Origin of the sequence: Microvirga calopogonii (assembly GCF_003347665.1) — a bacterium.
Classification (GTDB): domain Bacteria; phylum Pseudomonadota; class Alphaproteobacteria; order Rhizobiales; family Beijerinckiaceae; genus Microvirga; species Microvirga calopogonii.
Window position 1 is genome coordinate 1 of sequence record NZ_QDGA01000104.1, and the last position, 15,865, is coordinate 15,865.

Below are 15,865 nucleotides of genomic sequence, written 5' to 3' on the forward strand. Positions count from 1 at the left end.
GCTTGTTCGTAAGCTGTGGGGCTTCGAGCCACGCAAGGAGCACGTCCCATGTCACGGTCTTCTTTCTCTGCCGCCATTGCCACCCTGGGCATCGATCTGGGCAAGAACAGCTTCCATCTCGTCGGTCAGGATGAACGTGGCGCCATCGTGCTGCGCATCAAGCTCTCCCGTACCCAGCTCCCGCAGCGCCTGGCCCACATTCCGCCGTGTCTGATCGGCATGGAAGCCTGTGCCGGAGCCCATCACATCGGCCGTCAGCTCCAAGCGCTCGGCCATGACGTGCGCCTGATCCCGGCCCAATACATCAAACCGTTCCTCAAAGGGCATAAGAACGATTATCGCGATGCCGAGGCGATCGCGGAGGCGGTGCAACGGCCGACCATGTCGTTCGTGGCGATCAAAACCCCAGACCAGATGGACCTGCTCGCCTTGCATCGGGTGCGCTCGCGCCTGGTCAGCCAGCGCACCGGCGTGACCAACCAGATCCGTGGCCTGCTGCTCGAGCGCGGCCTCACCGTGCGCCAGGGGCTTGCGCCCTTGCGGCAGGCCTTGCCTGGCATCCTGGGTTCGTCCTCTGACGCCCTCTCGCCCCGGCTGGTGCGCCTCATCACTGATCTGATGGAGGACTGGCATCGGCTGGATGAGCGCATCGCCCATGTCTCGGCTGAGATCGAGGCGCTCGCTGCCCAGGACGAGCATTGTCAGCGCCTGATGAGCGTGCCGGGCGTGGGGCCGATCATCTCATCCGCCATGGTGGCGGCGATTGGCACCGGGGCTGGGTGCAAACAGGGGCGGGACTTCGGCGCTTGGCTCGGGCTGGTGCCGAAGCAGGAATCAACCGGCGACCGCACGATCCTGGGCAAGATCTCCAGGCGCGGCAACACGTATCTGCGGACGCTGTTCGTGCAGGCGGCTCACATCGTGCTGGTGACTCGCCCGCATAGGGCAAGGCTCGGCCTGTGGCCCTGGATCGAGACCGCGGGCCGGAGGCTGCATCGCAACATGCTGGTGATCGCGCTCGCCAACAAGCTCGCCCGCATCGCCTGGGCGGTGCTGGCCCGAGGCCATGCGTACCAGCCAAGGAGCGTCTCTCATGCCGCGTAAGAGCGCTTCAGACACAATCGATAGCCATCAGCCCTGAGGAGACGACGATGAAGTCGATGATCTAATCAGCGGCTGTCCCGCCGAGGTCTTTCGCCTAGCGAGTCCTGGATGCGCGCGGATACCCATGCTGGCCCAGAGCAAAAGGCTCTACACAGAGGCCTAATACATTGATGCAGCTCTCACGTTCGTCAGTCTGCCAAATTCATCTTGCGACGCACGGCCGGACCATACATTTGGCACGTCTCGGAAGTAAGCTGAATGTCAGCTCCGGCAGGGAACTGCGGACGTTCCTGAAGGGCAGGGAATCGTCAGTGCGTGACCCTGAACGGACCCTCCACCCGGATTGGGCTGAACCGTTCCAGCCAGCTTTTCTGTCTTGGCGGAAGGGGATATTCTACTGGCAGTTATCCAAAGTCCTGCGTCAGACCTAGGCGCCGACGGGCCTGCTTTGATCGATTCTTCTGTCGACGCCCCTCCAGTAACCTAATGGTTTTTCGTAAACCCAGGGAGGAGCCCATGGACCTGCACAACAGTCAGAACATTCACAGATGCGTGGCGGAGGGTATCGGCACCTTCTGGCTCACCTTCGCCGGCTGCGGCAGCGCAGTCATCGCCGCCGGCTTCCCGGACGTTGGAATCGGCCTGCTTGGCGTGTCGCTCGCCTTCGGCCTGAGCGTGCTCACCATGGCCTACGCCATCGGCCACATCTCCGGGTGCCACCTCAACCCAGCCGTGACCGTCGGGCTGGCAGCGGGCGGGCGTTTCCCCAGGCACGATGTCCTGCCCTACGTGATCTCGCAGGTGGTCGGCGCGGTAATCGCTTCGGCGGCGCTCTACGCCATCGCGACCGGCTCGCCCACCTTCGATCTGGCCAAGGGTTTTGCTGCCAACGGTTACGGCGCCCATTCGCCCGGCCAGTACAGCATGATCTCGGGCTTCATCGCCGAGGTAGTGCTGACCATGATGTTCCTGTTCATCATCATGGGGGCGACGCACGGCAAGGCGCCGGCGGGCTTCGCGCCCATCGCCATCGGCCTCAGTCTCACCCTGATCCATCTCGTGGGCATCCCGATCACCAACACCTCGGTGAACCCGGCCCGCAGCACTGGCCCGGCCCTGTTTGTCGGAGGCTGGGCCCTGGCGCAGCTCTGGATGTTCTGGGTGGCACCGCTGATCGGCGGAGCACTTGGCGGCGTGCTCTACCGCTGGCTCAGCGAGGAGCCCTCGGCGCAGGTCACGGGCATCGCGCCTGCTGCCCCGGCGGAGTGAAAACGAACGGGAGGGCGCTCGCGCACGGGAGACGGCAATAGTCGCGCAGGTTCTGACCATTATCGCCGACACCTCTCGGAGATCGGACCGGCCGTGGGTCGCTTCCCGGCCGACACGCGTCACGGGCCCGTCAGACGGCGTCCTCATCCCAATGCGGATGAGCGCGATCCGATGATGACAGTCGCCTCGACTTGAGGGGCCCAAGTCGGATCGGCCGCGCCTATTGGTGTGCGTGCGGAAGGCACTGCTGATGACGACGCTACGCGGAGGTGGGGGCTCCCTCGCGGAACATTTCCTTGAGGGCGCTCGTCAGCATCGGATGTGCCGGCTGCCCCTCGGCCAGAGTGAGAAAGTCGTTGATCCCGAAGCGCTGCGTACCACGCGTTGTCTCGCCATCCGCATGGGGGCTCGCATGGATCCAGGTGTGTTCCACATAAAGCCCTGGCGCGTCGGTATCGAGGACCAAGTGCCACCAGTCGCCCGCGTTCTCCATCGGGCGATCCGCGGCAAAGGCCAACTCACGCATGAAGACAGGCATCCGCTTCCTCCCGTGAACGATTCTCACAACTCCAGGCAAGCTGACAGGTCAACGATCCAGAGGCGTCTGCGGATCAGGACAGCAGGGGACTTGTTCGCCAGACTGCGCTTCCGGCCCGGCTCGTCCAAGCGCAGGCTCGGCATGCGGAAGGCCAACGCCCTAAGGGCGACGGCTTTCGGTCTATCTTCATCCCGGCGAGTTCACCAACGTGTAAGCAATGCAGGAGAGCTTGAAGAGGCGCCCGTGCCCACCCTTGTCCGGATTCTTGTCATCCTGGTCATCTTGGCCGGGCTCGGCTTTGCCGTCATGGTCGCGCTGGCGACCCTAATCCAGCCCGACATGCGGGAGATCACGATCCCAATTCCTCCCGACCGCCTGCCGGCTCCCAGGCGCTGACGCCAATGGGGAAGAACCGGGGCTTTCGTGAGGATCAATAGCATCGGCGCTGATCATGACCTGACTGAATTTCCTTTCTGCGTCACTCAGCCAAGGCATTGCATTCTCCCATGACTGGCCGACGGTCGGCGCCGATTGACGATCACTCGGGGTAAGCCCGGCCGGGGATCAGGCTTGGGTCAGTCTTGATAGGCTTGCAGCCCCATAGAAAACTCCCCCACTGGCGAGCACCGGTGAGGGAGTCATCTTCATCGTATTCCGTTTCAGGAGCGGGCCGGTGAGGGATTGGTCCCAACCCGCACCTGACAATGAACCTGTTGCTGAGCGATGGCTCTCACCCAGGTTAAACTGAGCAGGAGTTCCTGGGCATCATTGTCAGCACGCTGTTGGCACTGCTTCGATGTGTAAGATCACAGGACATGCTTGCGGTTGGTCAACCCGGAGATGCAACAGACGCCATGCTGCGAGGTCCAAGCAACAGCGCCAGGAACTTCGGTCTGACGCTGGGTTGACTCGCGCGCATAGGCGGCTGCGATCGGCATGGTGGCTCTCCTGTCGCCCGGGCTTTGGGTGATCGCCCCGATCACAGCTTGGCCGTGCTGGCGCGTCCTCCACGAGCAGCTGATAGGCTTTGTCCCAGCGCGTCTGTGCACTCGGGCCGTCGATCCAGCCTCGCCTGATTGTCCACTGACCCTGGTGCATGATGGCCTCCGCAAGGGGCTGATCCCTTGCAGAGACAAGCCGCAGCCGCCGCTTGACGGAACCGGTGCGGGACCGAGCTGCCATGCAGGCTCAGGCGGCCATGGCGAATCCAGCAGAATTTGTCATTTGTGAATCTACCATCTTCCCAGCATTTCGGTGTCGCAAGGGCCGGATCTATGGCGGATGGCATTCATGCATCGTCATACCGCGAGGTTTACGAGAAACTTCCCCTCTGTGAACTCCTCCTACAGGCGCAATAGCACCTCCGACCCCGCCAGAACCCATTATCCTATGCAATGAAAAAGGCCGGGCAGCCTTTCGAGCTGGTCCCGGCCTACCATCCCGCTAGGGCGTGTTGTCGCTTGAACTGATTGGATCGACTTGCGTTTTGCTCCTCTGCGATGAGGAGGAGCAATGCTCAGCGACGGGCAATGGGCTCTTCTGGAGCCTCTGATTGAGGCGTGCCGGCCGAAAGGCAAGACCCCGCCACAGGACCTGCGGCGCACCCTCTCGGCTATCCTGTGGCGGCATCAGAACGGAGCCAAGTGGCGGGCTGTCCCGGAGGAATTGGGACCCTGGTGGCGGGCCGCCCAGATCTTCATCCGCTGGGCACGCGCTGGCGTCTGGGAGCGCTTGCTGAACCTTGTTCAGCAATCTGGAATCCAGCTCGGCATGGTGTTCCTCGATGGCACGAGCGTGCGGGCGCACCAGAAGGCGGCAGGGGCTCGCCGAAAGGGGGATCTCAAGCTGAGTGATGATGTGCTTCAGCGCCATGGTGTTGCGCCGGCCTTGGACGATCTCGTCGAGCACATAGCCATCCTGATCGACGGCGCGCCACAGCCAATGCTTCCTACCAACGATGCTGATAACCACTTCATCCAGGTGCCAAATGTCAGTCCGGCGTGGCAGCTTGCGCCGGAGGCGCCGAGCATATTCCGGACTGAACTTCTTGCCCCATCGCCGGATCGTCTCATAGGAGACAACGATTGCGCGTTCGAGCAGCATCTCCTCGATCAGCCGCAGGCTCAGAGGGAACCGGAAGTACAGCCAAACGGCATGAGCGATGATCTGAGGCGGGAACCGATGGCGCTTGTAGCTGACAGACTTGGTAATGCTACCGTTCCTACCGCAGAGGCCCTGACCAAAAGTTATCGTGACATCACCCCTGAACAAGCACAATAAGAAGTTATTTTCGTAGGGGCGACCATCACTGAAGTGCTCAAGTGCTAAGTAGGTCGCCAAAAGTTCTGCAACAGCTTTCGGAGCCAGAAGTGTTTGGATGCCATACCAGCCTTACGACGCGCCTGCTGCGGCGTCAGCGTCAGAACCCAGGCCGCGGCATCGGCGGCCAGAGCATCGATGGAGGCTGCCTGTCGGTTGGCCGCAATCAGCCGCTTGAGCTCGCGCCAGAGTTGATCCATCGGGCTCAGTTCGGGCGCCTGCCGGGGCAACCACACGAAGCCGATCCGCAGCCGGGTGGCCAGCGCCAGGGTTTGCGGGGCGATGTGGGCGCTGGCCCGGTCCGTCAGCAGCCAGAGCCAGCCAGCGTTGCGGTATAGGCGCCGCAGAGCGCGCAGGAACGCCTGGGCATCGGCCTGAGCGGCGCGATTGCGGATCAGCACCACCCGATGAGCGCTTCGCAGGTCGATGGCCCCAAACAGAACCCGCTTGGCATTGCATCCGGTGATCGGCACCACCGCCTGCGTGCCCTTGAGCGCCCACGTCGCCCGCAGCGGCGGAAACAGCCGCAGCAGGGTCCAGTCCAGGCACAGCAGCCGATCGCTCCTGTGCCAGCCGGCCTTCAGACGCCGGATCAAGCCCCCTTATTCGCGAGCCTTGTCTCGGGTGCGTCCACAACCTTGCTGGGCAACCGAGCCCCCGAGTGTGAGGCTTGAGCGATGGCGGCTCAGGACGACCTCGTTTCTCACGCTCTCCACGCCCCTGGCTTGCTCGAGGAGCTTGAATTCCTGGAGCACCGGATCCAGTTCGGCCCGACGCAGGCCGGGTGGGTCTCCTTCGTGGCGCGTCAGGGACACCGGCCGACCATTCTCCTCGCGCCTGATCGCGCAACCCTCCTCAAGGAGTCGCAGAGGCTGATCGAGCGCCGCTTGCGGGGAGGGGCTGAGGTCATGGATGATCGTCGTTCGCCGCTGGCCTCCGGCACCTTGGTGAGCAGCACGGCTCTCAGGCCGCCCCAGCCCAGGCACCACGGACCAGATGGTCACCCAACCAGCATCCGGCTCTGATAGGAGGGTCGGATTGTCCTACCGCCATCGCCACGGCTGATGCGTGGATTGATCAACCGCCTGCCTCTGCTAAGAACCCAACATGACTTACCATCTGATCCAGCTCGCGCCCGGTGCCTACGACCTCTTCCTGGATGACACGATTGTTGCCAGTGTCGTCAGGAACGGCTCGCGCCAACCCTATACCTGGACGGCCGAACTGCTCGAGGATCTGCCGCGAGGCAAACGGCCCTCGCCCTTCCGGGAGATCGAGCATGATTTCTCATCTCTGGATGAGGTGTGCGCTTGGCTCGGGCATCCGCCGGTGAGGACCAACAACCGGCAGACCGCCTCCTCAAGCGCGTGACAGTGCACCGAGTTCACTGTGGATACCGCTGATGAAAGCGCCCCGGCTGGGCGCTGTCTCATACCTCAACCAGGGCTCTCGTGGCCAAGGGAACAACGCACATCTGAGATGTAGATCGCTCACCGGAGTCGAAAATTCCACGTTTCGGCCGGCCAAGGCTGGGTTAGAGCGAGGATGCGCACGTGCGCAGGTTTGCTGCCTTGACCCATAGTGCTACAAAATCAATGAAAATGACCGGTATTGAACCGCGGCAGGGCTAATCAGCCCCAGCTTATAGCCCGGCGAAGATTCTGGCTTCATGATCGTCTGAGCTGACAGAAGGGCTCGGTCAAAGCACAGACCAAGGCGTCCACATAAGGGAACGAAGTTCGAGCAGGATGGAAATCAAACTCATTTTGGTTTGATACCTGTGGCTACTGCTATCCAGCATCACTCCCTAATTGTCCGACCTTCTCTGGGCCAGCGATCTCCTTCTCGATTGGGCTGTGTCCCGTCGTGAATGCCCGCAGCGCTTTGACGACGAGCGGATCCAACCCTTCGCCTCCGCGATCCGCATAAGCTAGAACATTGTCCCGCATGCCGCGCGTCCAGTAGGCAACGAGGTGGTCGTGGATCCCGGCCACGGCCTGCGACTCCGGGTAAGAGCGAAAGAAGCCCGCGATCTGATTGGCCATGCGGATGAGCTTATCGGTGTTCATAGCAGTGCGTCCTGTGAACGAATGCGCTTCAGACCATGGAAGACTGTCATCGCATCGCGCCGTGCGATCCCCACAAGGGTAATGTCGAGCTGTCCTGCACGCTCAAGGGCCAGCGAAGTGGGAGCCGAGATGGCCACGAGTGTCCGGGCACCGAATGCGGCCACTTTCTCGACCAGTTCGAAGGAGCAGCGACTGGTTACGATGACAAAGCCCTGATCGGAGTTAATGTCATTGCTGCACAGCGCGCCTATGAGCTTGTCGAGGGCATTATGCCGGCCTACATCCTCACGGACGATGTCAACTTTTCCATCGAGATCCGCCCAGGCGGCGGCATGGACGGCGCGGGTGATCTCATTGAGAGGCTGCTCCTGGTCGAGTTGATTCAGCGCCCGATGAATGGCGGACGCCGTTAGGCTGGGGGCGGCGCCCTTAGGCAGGTGTGCTTGGGGCAAGGCGGCCAGATCGTCGATGCCGCACAGGCCGCACCCGGTGCGGCCCGACAGGGCACGCTTTCGCGCCAGATGTTCGTGAAGCCGTTGCGACGTGAGGTCGATCGTCAGGCGCAAGCCGCGTTCGTGCGTCTGCACTGCGATGCTTCTGATATCCTGGAGGCTCTTGATGATGCCCTCCGTCAGGCTGAAGCCGACCGCAAAATCCTCAAGATCGGAGGGCGTCGCCATCATAACGGCAAACGGGATGCCGCCGTAGACGATATTGACCGGAACCTCGGACGGGACGGCGCGCGCGTCCGGTGTGCAGTGGCCTCCTTCGAAGCTCACAATCGTCGCGGAGGCTTCCACCACTGCCGGCAAAGAAGAGCCCCGCTTACTCGGCCGCATCGAGATCGGTCTCGATCCGCTTGAGGGCCCGGTCCTCCTCGTAGAACCGCGCCTGCCAGTCGGATGGCCTGTTGGTCCTGCGGACCTGAACCGCCGTCACCTTGTATTCGGGGCAGTTCGTCGCCCAGTCCGAATAGTCCGTGGTGATGACATTGGCCCCTGTCTTAGCATGGTGGAACGTGGTGTAGACCACGCCCGGCTGCATCCGCTCGCTGATTTGGGCATGTAGTGAGATATCGCCAGATCGGCTCTCGAGTGCCACGAGGTCGCCATCGAGGATGCCACGGCTTTCAGCATCGAAGGGATGAATCTCAAGCACATCCTCGGGATGCCACAGACTGTTGGCCGTGCGCCGTGTCTGGGCTCCTACATTATACTGCGAGAGAATACGGCCGGTCGTCAGCAGCAAGGGGAAACGAGGTCCGGTCCGTTCCTCCGTGGGGACAAACTCGGTGATCATGAACTTGCCCTTGCCGCGCACAAAGCGGTCCACATGCATCATCGGCGTACCCGCGGGCGCAGCGTCGTTGCAGGGCCACTGGATCGAACCGAGCATCTCCAGCTTCTCATAGGACACACCTGCAAAGCTGGGGGTGAGCCGCGCGATTTCGTCCATGATCTCGCTTGGATGCCCGTAATTCATCGGGAAACCGAGGGCCTCAGCGAATGCGATCGTCACCTCCCAATCGGCCATGCCGCCTAGAGGGCTCATCACCTTGCGCACCCGGTTGATGCGCCGCTCGGCGTTGGTAAAGGTCCCGTCCTTTTCGAGAAAGGAGGAGCCCGGCAGGAAGACATGGGCGTATTTGGCGGTCTCGTTCAGGAAGATGTCCTGGATCACCACGCATTCCATAGCCTTGAGGCCAGCCGTCACGTGCTGGGTGTCGGGATCCGACTGCGCGATGTCCTCGCCCTGAATGTAGAGACCCTTGAAGGAGCCGGTGACCGCTTCGTCGAGCATGTTGGGAATGCGCAGGCCCGGCTCGCTGTCGAGTTCCACGCCCCAGAAGGTTTCGAACATCTGCCGCGTCGCGTCGTCCGAGACGTGGCGGTAGCCGGAGAACTCGTGCGGGAACGAACCCATGTCACAGGAGCCCTGCACATTGTTCTGGCCGCGCAGCGGGTTCACGCCGACACCCGGCCGGCCGATATTGCCGGTCGCCATGGCAAGGTTCGCCATGCCCATGACCATGGTCGAGCCCTGGCTGTGCTCCGTGACGCCGAGCCCGTAGTAGATCGCCGCGTTGCCGCCGGTGGCGAAGAGGCGGGCTGCGCCCCGTACGTCGGCTGCCGGGACGCCCGTCAGGTGTTCAACGGCTTCCGGCGAGTTGCGCTCCTCGGCAATGAAGCGAGCCCAGGCCTCAAAGTCTCTGAGGTCGCAGCGCTCGCGCACATAGTCCTCATCGATCAGGCCCTCCGTCACGCTGACATGGGCGAAAGCATTGATCATCGCCACGTTCGTTCCAGGCCTTAGCGGCAGGTGGTAATCGGCCTCGATGTGGGGGGATTTCACAAGGTCGATCTGACGCGGGTCGATGACGATCAGGCGCGCACCCTCGCGCAGGCGGCGTTTCATGCGGGATGCAAAGACTGGATGCCCGTCGGTCGGATTGGCGCCGATGACAACGATGACATCGGCTTCCGCCACCGAGGCGAAGTCCTGCGTGCCGGCTGAGGTCCCGAGCGTCGTCTTCAGGCCGTAGCCGGTCGGCGAGTGGCAGACGCGGGCGCAGGTGTCGACGTTGTTGTTGCCGAAGCCGGCCCGGATCAGCTTCTGCACCAGGAAGGTCTCCTCGTTGGTGCAGCGGGAGGAGGTGATGCCGCCGATCGAGTTGCGCCCGTACTTGGCCTGAATGCGCTTGAACTCGCCGGCCGCGTGAGCCAGCGCCTCGTGCCATGAGACCTCACGCCAGGGATCCGTGATCTTCTCACGGATCATCGGCTTGGTGATGCGATCCTTGTGGGTCGCGTAGCCCCAGGCGAAGCGACCCTTGACGCAGGAATGTCCCTCGTTCGCCTTGCCATCCTTGTAAGGCACCATGCGCACGACGGTTTCGCCCTTCATCTCCGCCTTGAACGAGCAGCCGACACCACAATAGGCGCAGGTGGTCACCACCGAATGCTCGGGCGTGCCGAGTTCGATGACACTCTTCTCGTTGAGGGTGGCCGTCGGGCAGGCCTGCACGCAGGCACCACAGGACACGCATTCAGAGCCGAAGAAGTCCATTCCGCCCGGCGAGACGCGGGAATCGAAGCCGCGCCCCTGGATGGTGAGTGCGAAGGTACCCTGTACCTCCTCGCAGGCTCGCACGCAGCGGGAGCAGACGATGCATTTGGAGTCCTCGAAGGTGAAATAGGGATTCGACTCGTCCTTCGGGGCCTTGAGGTGGTTCTCGCCTTCGTAGCCGTAGCGCACCTCCCGCAGGCCGACAGCGCCGGCCATGTCCTGCAATTCACAATCGCCATTGGCCGAACAGGTCAGGCAGTCGAGGGGATGGTCGGAGATATAGAGCTCCATCACACCGCGGCGCAGATCGGCGAGCCTTGGCGTCTGCGTTTGAACCACCATACCTTCCTCGGCGGGCGTGGTGCAGGAGGCGGGCGTGCCGCGTCGGCCCTCGATCTCCACGAGGCAGAGGCGGCAGGAGCCGAAGGGCTCGAGCGAGTCAGTGGCGCAGAGCTTCGGGATCTGGGTCCCCATCATCATCGCGGCCGCCATGACGGAAGTGCCGGCCGGAACAGTGATCGGCTGCCCGTCGATCGTCAGCGTGACGAGCTTGTCCGTCTTAGCGATCGGCGTGCCGTAATCGATTTCCTGAATCAAAGCCACCGGAACTGCTCCATCACTCGGCCGCCGCGGGCATACGCGGCGCTTTGTCGAAATCTTCGGGGAAATGGGTGAGCGCGCTCATCACCGGCACCGGTGTCAGCCCGCCCATGGCGCAGAGCGAGGCATCGGTCATGAGCTGGCAGAGATCCTCCAGCACCTCGAAATTCTTGTCAGGTTCGATGCCGGCGATGATGCGGTCCATCACCTCGACCCCGCGAACGGCGCCCACGCGGCAGGGTGTGCACTTGCCACAGCTTTCCTTGGCGCAGAACTCGAAGGCGAAGCGGGCCTGCTGCGAGAGATCGACGCTGTCGTCGAACACCACGATGCCGCCATGGCCAACCAGGCCTTTCTCGGCCGCGAAGCTCTCGTAATCCATCGGAATGTCGAGCATATGGGCCGGAAAGTAGGCGCCCAGCGGGCCGCCGACCTGAACCGCCTTGACAGGACGGCCCGTGAAGGTGCCGCCGCCAAATTCTTCGATCAGCTCGCGCAGGGTGACGCCAAAGGCGAGCTCGATGAGGCCGCCGCGCTTCACGTTGCCAGCCAACTGCACCGGCAACGTACCGCGGGAACGACCCATGCCGTAATCGGCATAGGCTTTCGCCCCATGCTCCAGGATCCAAGGCACGCTGGCAAAGGACAGCACGTTGTTGACGATGGTCGGCTTGCCGAACAGGCCCTTGATGGCGGGCAGGGGAGGCTTGGCCCGTACGACCCCGCGCTTACCCTCAAGGCTTTCCAGAAGGGAGGTTTCCTCGCCACAGATATAGGCCCCGGCGCCGAGCCGCGTCTCAAGGGTGAGGGCGCGGCCCGAGCCCATGATGGAGGAGCCGAGATATCCAGCCTGCGTTGCAGCTGCAATGGCCGCATTCATGGTGCGGAAGGCGTGCGGATATTCCGAGCGGATATAGATGAAGCCCTTCGTGGCGCCGGTCGCCAGGCCGGCGATGATCATGCCTTCGATCAGAGTGAAGGGGTCGCCCTCCATGAGCATCCGGTCGGCGAAGGTGCCGCTGTCGCCTTCATCGGCATTGCAGACCACATATTTCTGGTCCGCTTCGGCATGCAAAACCGTGCTCCACTTGATGCCGGTCGGAAAGCCGGCACCGCCGCGTCCGCGCAGCCCCGAGAGCTTCACCTCGTCCACGATCTCCATGGAGGACAGCGCAAGCGCCCGCTCAAGGCCCTTAAAGCCGCCATGGGCGCGGTAGTCCGCAACCGAGACAGGATCGATCACACCGCATCGGGAGAAGACGAGCCGTTGTTGTCGGGCCAGATAGGGCACATCCTCCATCCGGCCGATGCGGAGCCGGTGGTCGCCGCCTGTGAGGAAGTCTGCCCCAAAGAGGCCTGCGATGTCGGAGGGCTGGACCGGACCATAGGCGATGCGGCCTTGATCGGTTTCGACCTCGACCAGAGGCTCGAGCCAGAAGAGGCCGCGCGAGCCAGTCCTGATGATCTCCAAGGGAAGCGCGCGCTGAGAAGCCGCCTCGGCTATTGCCTTGGCAAGCCGGGACGCGCCGAGGGCCAGCGAGGCTGCATCCTGGGAAACGAAGATCCGGGTCATGCGCGCCGCGCCTCCCGAGAGAGGGTTTCGAGCTTGGTCTGATCGACACGGGCGAGCGGCTCATCGTCATAGAGGGCGGCTGGGGCGCAGGCGCAGAGCCCGAGACAATAGACAGCCTCGATGGTCAACGCCCCGTCCGAAGTGGTCTCACCCCATTCCACGCCTTCACGACGGAGGAAGGCACCTGCGAGGGCAGGAGCACCCATAGACTGGCACGCCTCGGCCCGGCAGAGCTTCAGGACATGACGACCAGGCGGATTGCGGCGGAAATCATGGTAGAATGTAACAACACCATGCACCTCTGCCCGGGAAAGATTGAGCGCGGATGCGATCAGTGGAATGGCTTCGTCTGAAACGAAACCAAACTCTTCCTGCAAGGCGTGGAGGATTGGGAGGGTCGCGCCATCGTGGCCGACGTGTGCCGTCACGATCTCGCTGGCGCGTTGGCTATCCCATTGAGCGTATTGGGCCATTGGCTCCCCTGGAATTCTTCTATTGTGGCCAGGGTGGCAAAGAGACTCCCGCTTTACAAGGCACTTGTCCCATAGTCTGATAGAAAAAATCTATCAATCTGGGCCGAGCTTTGCCATCAGCCGCTTGGCCTCATTCACGAGGGCTGCCGTGATCGGCGTCATCGGATCACGCTGCGGGACCACCAATCCAACGCGATGGACTGCATCAGGCTCGACAATTGGGATGGAGCGGAGCCTCTCTGTCAGCCCTAGGGTGTTCGCGAGCTTCTCGGGCATGATCGTGGCCCATTCGCCTGTCCTGACATGGGAGAACAGCACAATTATTGAGTTCGACTCCAGGGTAGGGGAGGGTTCATTGCCAGCAGCCCGGAGAAGACCGTCGATGATCCGGCGGTTCTGCATATCGGGCGTGAGCAGACACAGAGGAATTCGCCCGACTTCAGCCCAGGTCACGCTGGTTCGGTCGCCGAGTGCTCCGCTCTCGGACGTCAGGAGGCAGTAATGCTCAGCGTAAAGGGGTATGGTGCGCACACGGCCAAGTGGTTCGTTGTCGAGATAGGTCAGGCCCGCATCGATCTCCAGGTTATCCAACATCTCGAGCACCTCGGTTGATGTGCGAGACAGGATTGTAAAGCGCACTCCCGGGTGCTTGGCGCGGTAAGGTGTCGTGAGACTGGAGACCATGGCGAGGGCGGTCGGGATGGCACCGATCTTGAGATGGCCGACCAAGCCTTGCCGCAGGCTCTGGATGTCCTGCCGCATGGCGCGGGCATCGGCGACGAGCCGCTTCGCCCACTCCAGCACCCGCTCCCCCTCAGGTGTCAGTCCGTGATAGCGCGAGGTCCGGTTGATGAGAAGGACACCGAGCGTCTCCTCCAACTGCCTGATGCCCGCCGACAGAGTGGGCTGTGTGACATTGCACGCCTCCGCAGCGCGACTGAAGTTCTCCTCACGGGCGACAGCGATCAGGAAATTCAGTTTGTCGAGCATAGACGCAACCCAGCAGAAGAATAATATCACGCGTATCCGATCGGCGTTCAGATGCATGACACGATCAACGCCAGAGGTTCAAGGTGTGTCAATTCTCACCGGCGTAAGTAGAGGCTAGGGCCTTCTTGCTCCCCTCTGAGTTCCTCTTAATCTTCAGATCCGGTGTTGGCGAACTTGACCCAATTCCGGGCACAAGCGACGTATTTCAGATTGCCTATCGGTGCGAGATCATCTGGGATCGCAAGCACAGGAGGGGCTTGTCCGGAAGTCAAGATCCCGAAGCAACGTGTCCGCGATCGGCTGGATCCCGAACCAAGCCCCAGTCCCAGCGGTTAGCAGTTCTCGCTCCATGACAAGCTATCTGTTGATAGTTCAGAAAGGCGTGGAACTCTCCCGGCCCCTCCTCGTGTTGACCTCTAGTCCATGGACTGGATGTCAGAGCCATGCCTGAGATCAGTGAGCCATCGCTACAGACCCGAACCACCCTGTTCAAGCTCCGGGCGCGGCAATGTCGCTTCATCGTCTCGGACGGGCAGTCCAAAACAATCTTCTGCGGAAGTGAGACGCAGGAGGGCTCGAGCTGGTGCCCCTGGCACCGGCGGCTGGTCTACGCGCGGCCGTCGGTGTCCGAATCCAGTGCCGGAAAATGATCTACGTGAGAACTGCAGATCACCACTCCATGAGCAGATCAGTGTTTCTGCATACACACTGGCTGGACGGCTCCTCGGCAGAAGCAACGGAACCTGTTCTTCTGGCCGATCCGCCTGCCGTCGATACTCCGCAAGGGTAATATTAAATTCCTCTGTCTGGTGTAAAGCAGACCTCAGGCGCGGTGCATGAGCAAATGATTGAAGGCGCCGGCTCGGGGTCCTCATGTCATCCAGTCAGCAGCTGGCTCCGGCCAGAGCACACGCACGGGATTGCACCTATAACCTGTTCCGCAACAGGCCGCGGCCCGAACTTCTCTGTGCCGTGCCGGAGGATCGCCCGGTTCCCGAGTTTCTTGGTCCGGGAGGCTGGAGGTTCGAGCAGACGCTGCGACCCTTGGACGAAAGCCCTGCAGGCTTTGATGAACGGGCAGCCCGGGCTGGTGTGCGGTTCAACGGGTTCTACCTGTTCCAGATCACCGCTTCACGCACCGCGCTGGCAGCTTAACCGCCCCTCCTGCGTTTGCTCAACGGATACGGCTTGAACGACGACGGAATGCTCGCAGACAGCTGCAGTCTGCGAGTCCGACTCTTTCAGCCCGCCAGCCGTGGCTCCTAGCGACCTTGGCGCTGGCTCATTGCTCTCACGATGTCTGGAAGAAACAATACTGCAGAACCCATTCTAAAGTCATTGGAAGGCAAGAGCACTTCCAAGAGCACTTCCAATAGAAGATGACGTTTGCCCCTGGTATTGACGTGGTACACGCGAGATCTTAGGTCACTGGCTTTCCGGCGTTGTCACGTTAACTCGGGATTGATTGCGACTGTGTAGACGGGCCGGCATGACCAAGTCTGTCAGCTACAAGCGCCATCGGTTCCCGTCTGAGATCATTGCCCATGCAGTGTGGTTGTATTTTCGCTTTCCTCTGAGCCTGCGACTGGTCGAGGAGATGCTGCTCGAGCGCGGCATCGTCGTCTCCTATGAGACCGTCCGGCGCTGGGCGCTGAAGTTCGGGCCGGACTACGCGCGCCGCCTCCGGCGCAAGAGGCCGAGCCGCCGCGACATCTGGCACCTCGACGAGGTCGTGATCACGATCGCGGGCCAGAAGCACTGGCTCTGGCGGGCCGTCGACCAGGACGGCTATGTGCTTGACGAGATCGTCCAGACACGCCGTGACACCAAGGCCGCCAAGCGCTTGCTGAAGCGTCTACTGAAG

17 protein-coding genes and 2 pseudogenes are annotated in these 15,865 nt (G+C 62.1%); 9 read left to right on the forward strand and 10 right to left on the reverse strand.

Annotation, left to right across the window (positions count from 1 at the left end):
• Positions 1 to 48 precede the first annotated feature (48 nt).
• Both DDF70_RS30810 and aqpZ read left to right on the forward strand, forming a co-directional pair.
• Positions 49 to 1,104 carry an IS110 family RNA-guided transposase gene (locus DDF70_RS30810; RefSeq protein WP_114948476.1) on the forward strand — a complete coding sequence of 352 codons (1,056 nt, stop codon included), beginning with the start codon at positions 49 to 51 and terminating at the stop codon, positions 1,102 to 1,104.
• A 516-nt stretch (positions 1,105 to 1,620) separates the two neighbouring features.
• Positions 1,621 to 2,373 carry an aquaporin Z gene (gene aqpZ, locus DDF70_RS30815; protein WP_114948477.1) on the forward strand — a complete coding sequence of 251 codons (753 nt, stop codon included), beginning with the start codon at positions 1,621 to 1,623 and terminating at the stop codon, positions 2,371 to 2,373.
• 259 nt (positions 2,374 to 2,632) lie between these two features.
• Here aqpZ and DDF70_RS30820 read toward each other — a convergent pair whose 3' ends face one another.
• The gene (locus tag DDF70_RS30820; protein WP_114948478.1) at positions 2,633 to 2,911 is read right to left on the reverse strand and encodes a hypothetical protein; all 279 of its coding nucleotides are present in this window, start codon (positions 2,909 to 2,911) and stop codon (positions 2,633 to 2,635) included.
• A gap of 243 nt (positions 2,912 to 3,154) precedes the next feature.
• Here DDF70_RS30820 and DDF70_RS30825 point away from each other — a divergent pair, with 243 nt between their 5' ends.
• Positions 3,155 to 3,307 (forward strand): histidine kinase, encoded by a 153-nt coding sequence (locus DDF70_RS30825; protein ID WP_114948490.1) that lies wholly within the window; start codon positions 3,155 to 3,157, stop codon positions 3,305 to 3,307.
• 410 nt (positions 3,308 to 3,717) lie between these two features.
• On the opposite strand, the gene DDF70_RS38885 is transcribed toward DDF70_RS30825, so the two are convergent.
• Positions 3,718 to 3,849 carry a hypothetical protein gene (locus tag DDF70_RS38885; RefSeq protein WP_281024408.1) on the reverse strand — a complete coding sequence of 44 codons (132 nt, stop codon included), beginning with the start codon at positions 3,847 to 3,849 and terminating at the stop codon, positions 3,718 to 3,720.
• Between the two features lie 574 nt (positions 3,850 to 4,423).
• On the opposite strand from DDF70_RS38885, the pseudogene DDF70_RS30830 reads away from it, so the two are divergent.
• Positions 4,424 to 4,747: pseudogene (locus tag DDF70_RS30830) on the forward strand (IS5 family transposase); the annotation flags it as partial.
• Here DDF70_RS30830 and DDF70_RS30835 read toward each other — a convergent pair.
• A pseudogene (locus tag DDF70_RS30835) lies at positions 4,718 to 5,122 on the reverse strand (IS6 family transposase); the annotation flags it as partial. The pseudogenes DDF70_RS30830 and DDF70_RS30835 overlap by 30 nt on opposite strands.
• A 113-nt stretch (positions 5,123 to 5,235) precedes the next feature.
• Entirely contained in the window at positions 5,236 to 5,826 is a 591-nt protein-coding gene (locus DDF70_RS30840) for a transposase (protein WP_245435710.1), read from the reverse strand.
• 81 nt (positions 5,827 to 5,907) lie between these two features.
• Between DDF70_RS30840 and DDF70_RS30845 the strand changes: the two genes are divergently transcribed.
• Both DDF70_RS30845 and DDF70_RS30850 read left to right on the forward strand, forming a co-directional pair.
• Positions 5,908 to 6,255 (forward strand): hypothetical protein, encoded by a 348-nt coding sequence (locus DDF70_RS30845; RefSeq protein ID WP_114948479.1) that lies wholly within the window; start codon positions 5,908 to 5,910, stop codon positions 6,253 to 6,255.
• 82 nt (positions 6,256 to 6,337) lie between these two features.
• Positions 6,338 to 6,601, forward strand: coding sequence for a hypothetical protein (locus DDF70_RS30850; protein WP_114948480.1), 264 nt, complete (start codon positions 6,338 to 6,340; stop codon positions 6,599 to 6,601).
• Between the two features lie 419 nt (positions 6,602 to 7,020).
• On the opposite strand, the gene DDF70_RS30855 is transcribed toward DDF70_RS30850, so the two are convergent.
• The 6 genes from DDF70_RS30855 to DDF70_RS30880 all read right to left on the reverse strand — a co-directional run bounded on the left by DDF70_RS30855 (position 7,021) and on the right by DDF70_RS30880 (position 14,001).
• The gene (locus tag DDF70_RS30855) at positions 7,021 to 7,299 is read right to left on the reverse strand and encodes a formate dehydrogenase subunit delta (RefSeq protein ID WP_114948481.1); all 279 of its coding nucleotides are present in this window, start codon (positions 7,297 to 7,299) and stop codon (positions 7,021 to 7,023) included.
• Entirely contained in the window at positions 7,296 to 8,138 is an 843-nt protein-coding gene (gene fdhD / locus DDF70_RS30860) for a formate dehydrogenase accessory sulfurtransferase FdhD (protein ID WP_114948482.1), read from the reverse strand. The genes DDF70_RS30855 and fdhD overlap by 4 nt, the downstream gene beginning before the upstream one ends.
• Complete coding sequence (fdhF, locus tag DDF70_RS30865) at positions 8,125 to 10,968, reverse strand: formate dehydrogenase subunit alpha (RefSeq protein ID WP_114948483.1); 2,844 nt, start codon at positions 10,966 to 10,968, stop codon at positions 8,125 to 8,127. Before fdhF ends, fdhD begins: the two co-directional genes overlap by 14 nt.
• Before the next feature lie 13 nt (positions 10,969 to 10,981).
• The gene (locus DDF70_RS30870) at positions 10,982 to 12,538 is read right to left on the reverse strand and encodes a formate dehydrogenase beta subunit (RefSeq protein ID WP_114948484.1); all 1,557 of its coding nucleotides are present in this window, start codon (positions 12,536 to 12,538) and stop codon (positions 10,982 to 10,984) included.
• Entirely contained in the window at positions 12,535 to 13,011 is a 477-nt protein-coding gene (locus tag DDF70_RS30875) for a formate dehydrogenase subunit gamma (RefSeq protein WP_114948485.1), read from the reverse strand. Before DDF70_RS30875 ends, DDF70_RS30870 begins: the two co-directional genes overlap by 4 nt.
• A gap of 93 nt (positions 13,012 to 13,104) precedes the next feature.
• Positions 13,105 to 14,001 (reverse strand): LysR family transcriptional regulator, encoded by an 897-nt coding sequence (locus DDF70_RS30880; RefSeq protein ID WP_114948486.1) that lies wholly within the window; start codon positions 13,999 to 14,001, stop codon positions 13,105 to 13,107.
• Between the two features lie 443 nt (positions 14,002 to 14,444).
• On the opposite strand from DDF70_RS30880, the gene DDF70_RS39365 reads away from it, so the two are divergent.
• The 3 genes from DDF70_RS39365 to DDF70_RS30895 all read left to right on the forward strand — a co-directional run.
• Positions 14,445 to 14,651: a GcrA family cell cycle regulator gene (locus DDF70_RS39365; RefSeq protein WP_114948487.1), complete on the forward strand. Its 207-nt coding sequence runs from the start codon at positions 14,445 to 14,447 to the stop codon at positions 14,649 to 14,651.
• 223 nt (positions 14,652 to 14,874) lie between these two features.
• Entirely contained in the window at positions 14,875 to 15,156 is a 282-nt protein-coding gene (locus DDF70_RS30890; protein WP_114948488.1) for a hypothetical protein, read from the forward strand.
• A gap of 334 nt (positions 15,157 to 15,490) precedes the next feature.
• On the forward strand, positions 15,491 to 15,865 hold a 375-nt coding region (locus DDF70_RS30895; protein WP_114948489.1), incomplete at its 3' end, for an IS6 family transposase.

Excerpts from the sequence above, each read along its gene's own strand:
- DDF70_RS30855 (WP_114948481.1), bottom strand. The coding sequence starts at position 7,299 with ATGAACACCGATAAGCTCATCCGCATGGCCAATCAGATCGCGGGCTTC.
- DDF70_RS30880 (WP_114948486.1), bottom strand. The coding sequence starts at position 14,001 with ATGCTCGACAAACTGAATTTCCTGATCGCTGTCGCCCGTGAGGAGAAC.
- DDF70_RS30890 (WP_114948488.1), top strand. The coding sequence starts at position 14,875 with ATGTCATCCAGTCAGCAGCTGGCTCCGGCCAGAGCACACGCACGGGAT.
- DDF70_RS30810 (WP_114948476.1), top strand. The coding sequence starts at position 49 with ATGTCACGGTCTTCTTTCTCTGCCGCCATTGCCACCCTGGGCATCGAT.
- DDF70_RS30850 (WP_114948480.1), top strand. The coding sequence starts at position 6,338 with ATGACTTACCATCTGATCCAGCTCGCGCCCGGTGCCTACGACCTCTTC.
- fdhD (WP_114948482.1), bottom strand. The coding sequence starts at position 8,138 with ATGCGGCCGAGTAAGCGGGGCTCTTCTTTGCCGGCAGTGGTGGAAGCC.
- DDF70_RS30820 (WP_114948478.1), bottom strand. The coding sequence starts at position 2,911 with ATGCCTGTCTTCATGCGTGAGTTGGCCTTTGCCGCGGATCGCCCGATG.
- DDF70_RS39365 (WP_114948487.1), top strand. The coding sequence starts at position 14,445 with ATGCCTGAGATCAGTGAGCCATCGCTACAGACCCGAACCACCCTGTTC.
- DDF70_RS30845 (WP_114948479.1), top strand. The coding sequence starts at position 5,908 with ATGGCGGCTCAGGACGACCTCGTTTCTCACGCTCTCCACGCCCCTGGC.
- DDF70_RS30875 (WP_114948485.1), bottom strand. The coding sequence starts at position 13,011 with ATGGCCCAATACGCTCAATGGGATAGCCAACGCGCCAGCGAGATCGTG.
- DDF70_RS38885 (WP_281024408.1), bottom strand. The coding sequence starts at position 3,849 with ATGCCGATCGCAGCCGCCTATGCGCGCGAGTCAACCCAGCGTCAGACC.
- DDF70_RS30870 (WP_114948484.1), bottom strand. The coding sequence starts at position 12,538 with ATGACCCGGATCTTCGTTTCCCAGGATGCAGCCTCGCTGGCCCTCGGC.
- aqpZ (WP_114948477.1), top strand. The coding sequence starts at position 1,621 with ATGGACCTGCACAACAGTCAGAACATTCACAGATGCGTGGCGGAGGGT.